Annotated in this window: 12 protein-coding genes; 9 read left to right on the top strand and 3 right to left on the bottom strand. The window is 38.9% G+C overall.

Annotated features, from left to right (window positions below):
* Positions 1-3: 3 nt before the first annotated feature.
* Complete coding sequence (dnaA, locus tag AB4J89_RS17985) at positions 4-1,404, bottom strand: chromosomal replication initiator protein DnaA (protein WP_098941507.1); 1,401 nt, start codon at positions 1,402-1,404, stop codon at positions 4-6.
* A gap of 740 nt (positions 1,405-2,144) precedes the next feature.
* Here dnaA and rpmH point away from each other — a divergent pair.
* The 9 genes from rpmH (at position 2,145) to AB4J89_RS17940 (ending at position 9,360) form a co-directional block, all read left to right on the top strand.
* On the top strand, positions 2,145-2,288 hold the full coding sequence (gene rpmH, locus AB4J89_RS17980) for a 50S ribosomal protein L34 (protein WP_004246509.1): 144 nt from the start codon (positions 2,145-2,147) through the stop codon (positions 2,286-2,288).
* 17 nt (positions 2,289-2,305) lie between these two features.
* Positions 2,306-2,665, top strand: coding sequence for a ribonuclease P protein component (gene rnpA / locus AB4J89_RS17975; protein ID WP_071788569.1), 360 nt, complete (start codon positions 2,306-2,308; stop codon positions 2,663-2,665).
* Positions 2,629-2,889, top strand: coding sequence for a membrane protein insertion efficiency factor YidD (yidD, locus tag AB4J89_RS17970; RefSeq protein ID WP_072064717.1), 261 nt, complete (start codon positions 2,629-2,631; stop codon positions 2,887-2,889). The genes rnpA and yidD overlap by 37 nt, the downstream gene beginning before the upstream one ends.
* Positions 2,890-2,891: 2 nt before the next feature.
* Positions 2,892-4,532, top strand: a complete 1,641-nt coding sequence (gene yidC / locus AB4J89_RS17965; RefSeq protein WP_088494145.1) for a membrane protein insertase YidC — start codon at positions 2,892-2,894, stop codon at positions 4,530-4,532.
* A gap of 129 nt (positions 4,533-4,661) precedes the next feature.
* Positions 4,662-6,026 (top strand): tRNA uridine-5-carboxymethylaminomethyl(34) synthesis GTPase MnmE, encoded by a 1,365-nt coding sequence (gene mnmE / locus AB4J89_RS17960; RefSeq protein ID WP_088494146.1) that lies wholly within the window; start codon positions 4,662-4,664, stop codon positions 6,024-6,026.
* Positions 6,027-6,174: 148 nt separating this feature from the next.
* On the top strand, positions 6,175-6,432 hold the full coding sequence (locus AB4J89_RS17955; protein WP_072070485.1) for a helix-turn-helix domain-containing protein: 258 nt from the start codon (positions 6,175-6,177) through the stop codon (positions 6,430-6,432).
* Entirely contained in the window at positions 6,433-7,746 is a 1,314-nt protein-coding gene (locus tag AB4J89_RS17950; RefSeq protein ID WP_368470183.1) for a type II toxin-antitoxin system HipA family toxin, read from the top strand.
* A 197-nt stretch (positions 7,747-7,943) separates the two neighbouring features.
* The gene (locus tag AB4J89_RS17945; protein WP_088494147.1) at positions 7,944-8,123 is read left to right on the top strand and encodes a hypothetical protein; all 180 of its coding nucleotides are present in this window, start codon (positions 7,944-7,946) and stop codon (positions 8,121-8,123) included.
* Between the two features lie 775 nt (positions 8,124-8,898).
* Positions 8,899-9,360 (top strand): DUF1097 domain-containing protein, encoded by a 462-nt coding sequence (locus AB4J89_RS17940; RefSeq protein ID WP_088494149.1) that lies wholly within the window; start codon positions 8,899-8,901, stop codon positions 9,358-9,360.
* 100 nt (positions 9,361-9,460) lie between these two features.
* Here the strand turns inward: AB4J89_RS17940 and AB4J89_RS17935 are convergent, their stop codons facing one another.
* Positions 9,461-10,240, bottom strand: coding sequence for an ABC transporter ATP-binding protein (locus tag AB4J89_RS17935; RefSeq protein WP_368470181.1), 780 nt, complete (start codon positions 10,238-10,240; stop codon positions 9,461-9,463).
* Between the two features lie 80 nt (positions 10,241-10,320).
* Positions 10,321-12,402: a TonB-dependent receptor gene (locus AB4J89_RS17930; RefSeq protein WP_368470179.1), complete on the bottom strand. Its 2,082-nt coding sequence runs from the start codon at positions 12,400-12,402 to the stop codon at positions 10,321-10,323.
* Positions 12,403-12,468 lie beyond the last annotated feature (66 nt).

Here is a 12,468-nt window from a genome sequence, read left to right as displayed (position 1 = left end):
GCGCTAGGATGATAATGTTCTGATTAAGTTAGAAAAATCTTCTTTGATGTCATGACTTTCTTCACGCAATTGCTCTATTTTTCGGCACGCATGAAGTACAGTTGTATGATCACGACCCCCAAAGGCATCCCCGATTTCAGGCAAGCTGTGGTTTGTTAATTCCTTCGCCAGCGCCATTGCCATTTGCCTCGGACGGGCAACCGATCGAGATCTCCGCTTTGACAGTAAATCAGCGACTTTAATTTTATAATATTCAGCAACCGTTTTTTGAATATTATCAATAGTGACTAATTTTTCCTGCAAGGCGAGTAGATCACGTAATGCTTCACGTACAAAGTCGATAGTAATGGCACGACCTGTAAAGTTTGCGTTAGCAATCACTCGGTTTAATGCACCTTCAAGCTCACGGACGTTAGAACGAAGTCTTTTGGCAATAAAAAAGGCCACTTCGTCAGGTAACTGAATTTGATTTTCATCCGCTTTTTTCATCAAAATCGCCACTCGGGTTTCAAGTTCAGGTGGCTCAATAGCAACCGTTAATCCCCAACCAAAGCGTGATTTTAATCTGTCTTCAACACCATTTATCTCTTTAGGATAACGGTCTGACGTTAAAATGATTTGCTGATTACCCTCTAACAATGCGTTAAAGGTATGAAAAAATTCTTCTTGTGAACGCTCTTTATTGGCAAAAAATTGAATATCATCAATTAATAGTGCGTCCACAGAACGGTAATAGCGTTTAAAGTCTTCTATCGCGTTATTTTGTAACGCTTTTACCATATCTTGTACGAAACGTTCAGAATGCATATAAACGACTTTTGCATTCGCTTTACGTTCCATAATGCTGTTACCCACCGCATGCAATAAGTGCGTTTTACCAAGCCCTGTTCCACCATATAAAAAGAGTGGGTTATAAGCACCACCAGGGTTATCAGCAACTTGTCTTGCCGCAGCTCTTGCTAACTGGTTTGATTTACCTTCAACGAAGTTATCAAATTTATGTTTAGGGTTAACGTTAGAACGATAATTAAGTTCAGGCAATTGAGAAGCGGGTTGATTATCCCAACTTGGGCGAATAGGCTGACTATGCGTTGGAGCCGTATTCACTGTTGGATGTACAACCGCTTTAGGAATACTTTCTGTAGTACGTGTTGATGCAGGTTTATTACCGACTTCAAAACGCAAAGAAGGGACTTCAGAGCCACAAAAATCCACTAATAATGCGTTGATATTATTAATGTATTTTTCTCTCACCCAATCTAAAACAAAACGATTAGGAGCATACAGCGCCAGCGTATCATCGCTTAGTTCTGCCTGCAAGGGACGTATCCACATACTAAATTCAGTGGCAGGTAACTCATCCTGCAATCGGGCAAGACAATGCTGCCAAAGCGAAAGTGACACGGCGGACTCCCCTAAAAAAACAAGACTAAAAAATAAACAGGAAAAATGCAGTTAAACACTGTGTGCCTAAATACAAAGTGCACAACACCGTTCCTCTTCAATTCTTAATAAGGAACAACTCTTGGTGACAACGATTTTTTTACATCGTGATTCACGATCGCAGACTGGCTATTCTGATCGTGACGGGGGATCATATCGCAAAACGAAACGAAGATCCTCTTTCTTTTGCACAGTTTTTATGGTTTTTATCCACAGGCTTGCTGATTTACGATAATTCACCAAATGAAATATGCAAAGGCGTTCTAGTGTACTTGAGTCGTCCTATAAATAGCAATTGGGGATAACTTTCTCTTTGCATAAATCTCCCTTTCTTATAGTAAGTGATCAAATATCTCTCATTTGATCCACTAAAGATCCTTGCGCTTTCACCATGAGTCCGTATAATCTTGCACCCTGCGTGCTTGTACCAACAAAGTCACTTATTAAGACCTTTTTTAGGCCGCTAATAAGCGTACTCGTTGCGCATAAGTCAGGATTGATTATCGGGTTTGCTAAAAAAGACGACAAAAATCGGTACTTAAAGCGTCATCTTCATTGACGCATTTGAGTGATTTTATTACAATCCCGCATCTTTCCATCATTGATGCTGCGATTGAAGTACCGGTTTGTTTATTTATTGCACGCCTGTCTGTCAACGCATTTGCTGAATCAGTAATTATATTAAGTAGGTAGAAATCGCCATGAAACGCACTTTTCAACCGTCTGTACTGAAGCGCAACCGTAACCACGGCTTCCGCGCTCGTATGGCCACTAAAAATGGTCGTCAGGTTCTGGCTCGCCGTCGTGCGAAAGGCCGCGCTCGTCTGACCGTTTCTTCGAAATAATAAAAGCTAACCATTCCGTGGTTAAGCTCGCTTTTCCAAGGGAGTTACGTTTGTTAACTCCCAAGCATTTCAATTTTGTTTTCCAGCAACCACAACGTGCGAGTTCTCCAGAAGTTACTATTTTGGGTCGCCAGAATGAGCTGGGGCATCCCCGCATCGGTCTAACAATCGCAAAGAAAAACGTTAAACGTGCTCATGAGCGTAATCGCATTAAACGATTAGCCCGTGAATACTTTCGTTTACATCAGCATGAATTACCGCCGATGGATTTTGTGCTATTAGTAAGAAAAGGGGTTGCTGAACTTGATAACCATCAATTGACGGAAGTATTGGGTAAATTATGGCGTCGTCATTGTCGCTTGGCTCAAAAGTCCTGATCTTGCTGATTAGGGGCTATCAACTGGGGATTAGTCCTCTGTTGGGGCCTCGTTGTCGTTTTAATCCTACATGCTCTAATTACGGAATTGAGGCATTGCGCAGGTTTGGAATGATAAAAGGTAGTTGGTTAACAGTGAAACGCATATTAAAATGCCACCCTTTACACGAAGGTGGTGATGATCCTGTCCCACCTAGAAAAAACGACGATAACAGAGAAAATTAACGATGGATTCGCAACGCAATCTTCTATTCATCGCTTTGCTGTTCGTTTCTTTCCTGATCTGGCAGCAGTGGGAGGGTGATAAAGTTTCACAAAACACCACCACTACCGCTCAGGTCTCGCAACAAGCGGACGTGCCAAGCAGTGATAGTCTTGCTGTAACTGGTAACAGCAATGAGCAGGCAAAATTGATTACCGTAAAAACTGACGTACTTGATATTCGTATCAATACTCAGGGCGGTACTATCGATGAGGCTGATTTGTTAGCCTATCCCGCCGAGCTTAATTCACAGACACCTTTCCGTTTACTGGAAACTACACCACAATTCCTGTATCAGGCTCAAAGTGGCTTAATCGGCCCAGATGGTCCAGATCAGAAATCTCGCCCAGTTTATAGTGCTGATAAAAACGAATTTGTACTTGGTGAAAACCAAGATGAATTACGCGTACCTATGACTTTCGTAAATGAAGAAGGCGTGAAATTCGTCAAAACCTTCATTCTGAAGAAAGGTCAGTACGATATCGGTATTGATTACAAAATTGAGAATACAACAGATAAAACGCTGACCATGAACTTCTACGGCCAGTTAAAACAATCTGTTAAATTGCCAGAAAGCCGTGATACAGGTAGCAGCAACTTTGCGCTACACACTTATCGTGGTGCGGCATACTCATCAGATGAAACCAACTATAAAAAATATAGTTTTGGTGATATCGAAGATAAAAACTTATCTCTAACCACGAATAATGGTTGGGTTGCAATGTTACAACAGTACTTTGCAACAGCATGGGTTCCTTCTAAAGATAGTCAGAACAATAACTTCTACTCTATCACTTTAGAAAACAAATCTATTGCTCTGATTGGTTATAAATCAGCACCAGTGACAATTGCACCAAATAGCAGTGCTGATATCAGCTCAACATTATGGGTTGGTCCTGAAATCCAGTCAGAAATGTCAGCCATTGCGCCACATTTAGACCTGTCTGTAGACTACGGTTGGTTATGGTTTATCTCTCAGCCACTGTTTAAACTGTTGAAATTCCTTCACAGCTTTATCGGTAACTGGGGCTTCTCCATCATCATGATCACCTTTATCGTTCGTGGTATCATGTACCCGCTGACTAAAGCACAGTACACCTCCATGGCGAAAATGCGTTTACTGCAACCAAAACTGGCTGCACTGCGTGAGCGTATTGGTGATGACAAACAGCGTATGAGCCAAGAAATGATGGCGTTATACAAACAAGAGAAAGTGAATCCTCTGGGTGGTTGTTTACCACTGATTATCCAGATGCCAATCTTCCTTGCGTTGTATTACATGCTGATGGGCTCTGTTGAATTACGTCATGCACCATTCATGTTATGGATCCAAGACTTGTCTGCGCAAGATCCGTACTACATCCTGCCATTATTAATGGGTGTGACAATGTTCATCATTCAGAAACTGTCTCCAACAGCAGTCACTGATCCGATGCAACAAAAAATCATGACCTTTATGCCGGTTGTGTTTACCGTATTCTTCCTGTGGTTCCCATCAGGTCTGGTTCTGTACTATATCGTCAGTAACTTAGTGACCATTATCCAGCAGCAGTTAATTTACCGCGGTCTGGAAAAACGTGGCTTACACAGCAGAGACAAAAAATAAGGTCACATGAGGAAAAACCTCTTCCTTGGTTACATTCAAAGGAAAGTGACATAAAATAGCGAAGGCGGTCTACAATGACCGCCTTCTGTTTTTATATTGATATGATTATTCTGATTAAGCGAGTACACCATGCATAGCACTGATACTATCGTCGCTCAGGCCACACCTCCGGGAAGAGGCGGTGTTGGTATCCTACGCGTTTCTGGCCCTAAAGCTGCCCTTGTGGCACAAACTGTTTTAGGCAAGTTGCCTAAACCTCGTTATGCCGATTATCTGCCATTTCGCAATGATGACAACTCAGTACTTGATCAGGGTATCGCCCTTTTCTTCCCTAATCCGAACTCATTTACGGGTGAAGATGTTCTAGAATTACAAGGCCATGGCGGCCCCGTTATTCTGGATTTATTACTAAAACGTATTTTACAAATTCCCGGTGTGCGTATTGCAAACCCTGGGGAATTCTCTGAACGTGCATTTTTAAATGACAAGCTTGATTTAGCACAAGCAGAAGCGATTGCCGATTTAATTGATGCCAGCTCGGAACAAGCGGCTCGTTCAGCAATTAATTCATTGCAGGGTGCATTTTCCTCTCATATTAACGAAATGGTGGAGTCATTAACTCACCTACGTATCTATGTTGAAGCTGCCATTGATTTCCCTGATGAAGAGATTGATTTTCTTTCTGACGGTATCATTGAAGGAAAACTTAACGCGGTTATTGCTGAATTAGATGACGTTCGTGCTCAAGCTCGCCAAGGTAGCCTGTTACGTGAAGGGATGAAAGTGGTTATCGCTGGTCGCCCTAATGCGGGCAAATCAAGCCTACTAAATGCATTAGCAGGTCGAGAAGCAGCTATTGTCACAGATATTGCTGGTACAACTCGTGATGTATTGCGTGAGCATATTCATATTGATGGAATGCCTTTGCATATTATCGATACAGCAGGCTTACGTGAAGCCAGTGATGAAGTTGAACGTATTGGTATTGAACGTGCTTGGAAAGAGATTGAGCAAGCAGACAGAGTGCTATTTATGGTTGATAGCACCACAACCGACGCCACAACACCTGAAGACATCTGGCCTGAATTTATGGCACGTTTGCCAAATACCTTGCCTGTTACTGTTATTCGTAATAAATCAGATTTAACAGGGGAAAATGTCGAGATCACGGCACAAGGTAACTACCCGATGATCCGCTTATCTGCTCGTGATGGAATGGGTATCGAGTTACTTCGCTCACACCTAAAAGAAGCAATGGGCTTTAATAGTAATACCGAAGGTGGTTTCTTGGCTCGTCGTCGCCACTTACAGGCATTAAATACCGCAGCAGAACATTTACAGCAAGGCCATGAACAATTGGTTTATGCAAAATCCGGTGAATTATTAGCGGAAGAGCTACGACTGGCTCAACAAGCATTAAGTGAGATCACTGGTGAATTTACTTCAGATGACTTATTAGGTCGTATTTTCTCAAGTTTCTGTATCGGGAAGTAACCATCAAAACTTACCTGCTATACCGTGTAAATTTTAATTTAACGGTTATGGCAGGTAAAGTCCGTTTTACACGCTATAACCACTAAACCTTGATCTACACGCTATAACCGGTATATTAGACATTAACGCCTATAACCGGTAGAAGATGATGATTATAATTAACGCCTATCAACTCAGCGTACATCTAAAAGATGTCCGATTAACAAAAAAGCTTTCTCAAGGTAAAGTCGCCCAAAAAGTGGGAATTCGACAAGACACTGTATCCAATTTTGAACTTAATCCTAATTCCACCAAGCTAGAAACCTTTTTCAAACTGCTCTCCGCTCTAAATTTAGAGATGGAAATTCATCCTAAAGATGCTAAAAATAATTTAGCACACAAAAGTGAATGGAAAGAGGAGTGGTAAATGGCGAGCCTTGATGTGTATATGAATGAATATCATGTGGGCATTTTTACTAAAAAAAGCTCAGGTGCGCATTCATTCCAATATGCTGAAGATTGGGTTAATCAACCGGGAAGTCGTCCTATATCTCTTTCTATGCCACTACAACTTCAAGAATATCAAGGAGATTGTGTCTATAATTTCTTTGATAATCTTTTACCTGATAATACTGAAATTAGAAATCGTATTGTGAGTCGCTATAATTCGAACTCAAATCAACCATTTGATCTATTAGCTGCCATAGGTGCGGATACAGTTGGTGCATTACGGTTACTTCCCAGTGGTAGTACGCCAGCTAATATAAAAAAAATAGAATATAACAAACTTGATAACGCTGAACTTGAAAAAATACTATTAGGATATCAATCCAATACACCACTCGGAATGCTTGAAGAATATACTGATTTCAGAATTTCTATTGCTGGTGCACAAGAAAAAACAGCATTACTTTTAAAAGATGATCATTGGTGTGTGCCACACAATAATACGCCGACTACACATATTATTAAGCTACCCATTGGTGTTATTGAAGGGCATTCCTACACAATGGATTTATCCGATAGTGTAGAAAATGAATATCTTTGTACCTTAATTGCCAAAGAGTTTGATCTTCCCGTCCCTCACTGCTCTATTATTAAAACAGAAAATATTAAAGCGCTTGCTGTAGAACGCTTTGATAGAAAATATTCATCTGATAAATCGTGGATAATACGCTTACCCCAAGAAGATTTCTGCCAAATTCTAAATATACCTTCAGCTCTAAAATATGAAAATGAAGGGGGCCCAGGCATTATTGATATTATGAATTATTTGCTTGGTTCATCAAATGCTGATCAAGACCGTTTTCATTTTATGAAGGCACAAGTACTATTTTGGCTTTTAGCTGCAACAGATGGACATGCAAAGAATTTTTCTATTTTTATCAATCAAGAAGGACGTTTTCACCTCACTCCTCTTTATGACATCATGTCTATCTATCCCAATTTTGGAGGACGAGGACTTAATCCACGAGATGCAAAACTCGCTATGGGATTACAAGCAAGTCGAGGAAAAAAATATGCTATTGAGCAAATTTTCCCTCGCCATTTTTACCAAACAGCTGAAGCAGCCAGTTTCGATCCTTTATTGATGACAGATATTCTTCGTTATTTTTATAAAGAAATGGACGATGCCATCAAACGTGTAAAACAACAACTACCTGATGATTTTCCTTCTGAAATTAGTAATAAAATATTGAATGGAATGAAAGCACGCTCGGCAAGATTAGCCAATATTTAGCTATTTACCTGCTATACCGTGTAAATTTTAATTTAACGGTTATGGCAGGTAAAGTCCGTTTTACACACTATAGTCGTTTTTTAATAATTAAGTGATAGTTTTACTCCTCCTTGTAGTTCATTTTTCAAACAATTAATCCTTGTTTATACTAATCAACATTGCTATCTTTTCCGGAAAGAAAATCATAGGAGATATCTATGGCCACGACTTCTTTTAGCAAAAATTTTATTGTTAAGGACAAACAGTCTATTGAACTTATACAGAATGCTTTAAGTTATCCTCGACATATAAAAATAGTAAAACGGAATTACGAAACAGAAAATAGACAAGGAATTGCGTTATTAAAACAACGATTGTCCAACTTGGAAAACTACTAAAAGAGTTTGATAAAGAAACAACAATTAAACTCTTAAGTAGTTTTCTAATAATTTAAATTGTGATGTTGAGAAATTTTTAACTTCTTCTACTAAAGCAATAAGATTTGAGCAAACTAATAATGCACGAACCTATTTAATATTAAATGATAATGGTGAAATTCTTGCTTACTTCTCTTTATCCTTTAAAGAACTTATTCTTGATAATGCAAAAATAAATAAAACAAAAATACAACAACTCGATGGAATTTCTAAAAAAGCTGAAAGAATTAAAGCTTTTCTTATTGGTCAAATTGGGAAAAACACATCTATAATAAATAATCCTATTTCTTTAAAGTTAATCTTGAATGAGATTTATGCTATCTTATCAGAAGCAAAAGCCCTTATTGGTGGTAGGATCATTATATTAGAATGCGAAAATAATAAAAATCTAATTCAACTTTATCAAAGACATGGTTTTACACTAATTGAAACCGAGAACAATTGTCCTTATTCTCTTCGCACTCTTTATATTCATATTATTGAAGAATAATAATAAATTAAATATCAATAAATAATACTTAGTTAAAATATTTATTTTTACATTTAATAAATAAAACTGATTACGCAATCGTTTACTTTTTCTATCTTGAATAAAGATCAATATATCTAACACGTATTAATACCATTATTAAATGTGCTTTTTAATGATCTAAATATAGAAAACCAGCCAATGACAATGCTAAACTTCGTTTTTAGTTAACTGGGTAAATATCCCCCTTATATTTAAGAGTCTATCGTGAGAACGCTTTATTTTACTGCGCTGACAACAGGCATTCTTTCTGCCATTTGGGCATTTGTTGCTAATCAATTTGACTTATTAAGCTGGGCTGGCTTTTTAGGTTGTACCGCCTATTTTGCTTATCCTAAAGAAGGTATTAAAGGATTAGCTGTCACTATGGCTACCATTATGAGTGGCGTAATTTGGGCATTGGCGATTATTTATGGTAGCCAAGTATTTAGTGATATTTCCATTTTTGGCTATGCTGTCACTGGTGTTATTGCCTTTGTGATGTGTATTCAAGCTAAAAGTGCACTACTCGCTTATATTCCCGGTACCTTTATTGGAGCATGTACTATATTTGCCGCTCAAGGGGATCTCTCTCAAACTATCCCTTCATTAATCGTTGGCGTTTTATTTGGTTACTCGATGAAAATGAGTGGACTTTGGGTTGCCAATAAATGGCCAAAAACAGCATAATTTATTTATGCTAACTCAAATCTAAAAGCGGTATTTAGTTATGCTAAAGCCGCTTTTTTCTTTCTTAGCTATATAGTCAGTTATATAGTTAGCTATATAGTTAGCAAGGCACAATCATCGGTGTCCCAACAACAGGATCAGGAATAATTTGGCATTCCAAATCAAAAACTTGTTTGATTAGCGCTTGATTGATAATAGATTTTGGCTCTCCTTGCGCAATGATTTTTCCTTTCACCATCACCACCAAATTATCGGCATAACGACACGCTTGGTTTAAATCATGTAAAACGGCAACAACGGTACGCCCCTGTTGTTGATTGAGTTTTCGAAATATATTGAGTAATTCAATTTGATAAGCAATATCTAAATATGTTGTTGGTTCATCTAGCAGTAAAATATCTGTTTGTTGCGCTAATATCATCGCCACCCAAACACGTTGCCGTTGACCACCAGATAACGAATCCACTGTTTTATCTGCAAATTCTACAATTCCAGTCTCTTTCATTGCAGTTTCTATGGCTAACTTATCTTCTCGACTCCATTGATGCATAAAGCTTTGATGAGGAAAACGTCCTCTTGCCACTAAATTAGCCACGGTGATCCCAGAAGGCGCTTGCATCGTTTGTGGTAATAACGCAATTTGACGGGCTAATTTTTTGGTTGGCAATGCTGTTAAAGGCTGGTCATCTAATGAAACATAACCTGATAACGGTTTTAATAAACAACACAAACTACGCAGTAGCGTTGATTTACCACAACCATTGGGGCCAATAATAACGGTGATCTTTTTATCAGGAATAGAAAGCGAAATATCTTGGCAAATCGTTGTCTGTTGATATCCCAACTTTAAACTGTGTGTCTGTAATCGGCTATTGTGCATAACATTATCTTTTTATTGAATGATCACATTAAGCAAAATAAGGGTGATAAATTAACACCACCCTTTGCTGTGATTTATATTTAGAACCGAACTTCTACTGAAGCACCAACCATACGAGGGCGTTGGTAAATAGCGGTATCTTTATTATTATCTGGAATAAGAATTCGTTTATCAGAATCAAATAAGTTCTGAGCGAATAACGTTGTTCTACCCCATTTAAAGTTATAGCCAAGCTGTAAATTAGCTAACCAAAAACTATCTACTTTGCCACTATCTGCATTATTCGCATTCGAGAAGTAGTCTCCCGAGAACTGAACATTACCGCTAATATCCATCGCCTGTGTTAATTGATATTTAGCACCGACATTCGCAGTATAACTTGGTGCTCGAGCTAACTCTTTTCCTTCAATACCACTGTTACCAAAGTCTTTGATTTTCGTTTTTAATAAACCAACACCTGTATTTAATTCAAGAGAGTCTATTGGTTGATAAGCAACCGTTAATTCAGCACCATAAGTTTCAACCTTTTTCGCATTACGAATAGTGGAAGAGTTTGGCCCTAAATAAAATGGCAGTTGCATATCTTTATAATCGTTGTAGAACAAGTTTGTCATAACACTTAACTTGTTATCCAACAGGCTATTACGTGTATAAAGGCTATAATTCCATACATATTCAGGTGAATATACGTAAGTAACGATCGGCTTACCAATCGTCACACCTGCGCCACCACCGTTATAACCTCGGCCGACAGCAAAACCGACGGTTTGATTCACAGCAGGTTTCCACGCGATATCTGCTTTAGGAAGAAACGTGTTATAGGTTTCATCAAAATCGATAGCAACGGCCGCACTTCCCCCATTACGGATGTGGTGCTCTCGTTCAAAACGCCCTGATAACGTTACGTCAATTTCAGGAAATAGTGTGTAAGTTAATGAACCGTAAGCGGAAGCTGTTTCTGTTTTATCATCAAAATAGCTACCACCAAAGATATTCACAAATTCATCTTGTTTGGCATGAAAATAACGTAAACCAAAAATTCCGCTTAATGCTTCACTGTCCGTTTTAAAACGGAGCATAGGTTCAAATTCAAACTCTTTAGCATCAATATCTGCACGAGGGCTTTGTGCTTCTGTCAGGCGGCGTGTTGAAAAATCAGTATAAATCAGTGTGTTTTCAACACTCAAATTATCATTCGCTTCCCATGTGGTATTTAAAATACCGCTGGTTGTTTTACGTTTAATAACCGGACGAAAACGAGAAGGGGCATTTGGCGCTAAATTACTTGCCATATTGGCTTCATTTTGCGGTGATCGACTATCAAGATGGCTGACTGTTAACTTGGCTTTAAAATCAGGATTATCTAAAGAGTCATAAAGCAGTTTTCCACGAAATGTATTGGAATGAATATCGCGTGGATCACCCGTTGGTGAATATTTATCCATATGAACAAAGCTTTCACGCTCTTGTCTTTCTGCGGTAAAACGAAATGCTAGTTTATCTTCAATCAGTGGCCCTGAAGTCATCACCGCATATTCACGAAGATCTTGCTGACCCGCCCCCAGTTTTACAGCATTTTCCCAATAGAATGTGGGATCTTGAGTTTTCACCAAAATCGCACCAGCAATCGCATTACGACCTTGAACATAGCTTTGCGGATCACGGAAAATTTCAACGGTATTCACATCCCATAACGATTGAGCACCATAACCAAATTCGTTGTAGGTAAATGAACGACCATCAACGGAGAAATTAACTCTAGGGCGAGTACCGCCTAAAAAGGCAATCGCACCTTGTGCAGGTCCTGAACCATCAACACCACGAATAGCAGGTAAAGCATTGCTGTTTCCGTTATCCACAATGTTGGGTGTCATTTGCAGTAATGTGTTCACATCTGCATTTGGTGTGGCTTCTATTTTTTTCGCATCATAAACCGTGACACTCGAGCCTGTGTCATAGATAGATTTATTCAGTTTTTCACCGGTCACAATTAATACATCCACTTTTTCATCGTGTTTTTTGTTGTCTTGTGACGTTGACGTTTTTTCTATTTCTTGTGCATTTACACTAGGAGCGGCAATACATAAAGTTCCTAATAAAGCTGTTTGCACTAGTGTTGTTATTGTGGCTTTTTTAGCGCGTAGAGTAAGAATAGTAGACATAAGTCTATACCTTTCATGCCATAGGGCATGCCATTAGACGATTTATAAAATACCCTCATTACATCC

Origin of the sequence: Proteus sp. STS61-E, from assembly GCF_040932335.1 — a bacterium.
In the GTDB taxonomy this organism is placed as follows: Bacteria; Pseudomonadota; Gammaproteobacteria; order Enterobacterales; family Enterobacteriaceae; genus Proteus; species Proteus mirabilis_B.
This window is presented reverse-complemented; position numbering and strand designations above follow the sequence as displayed.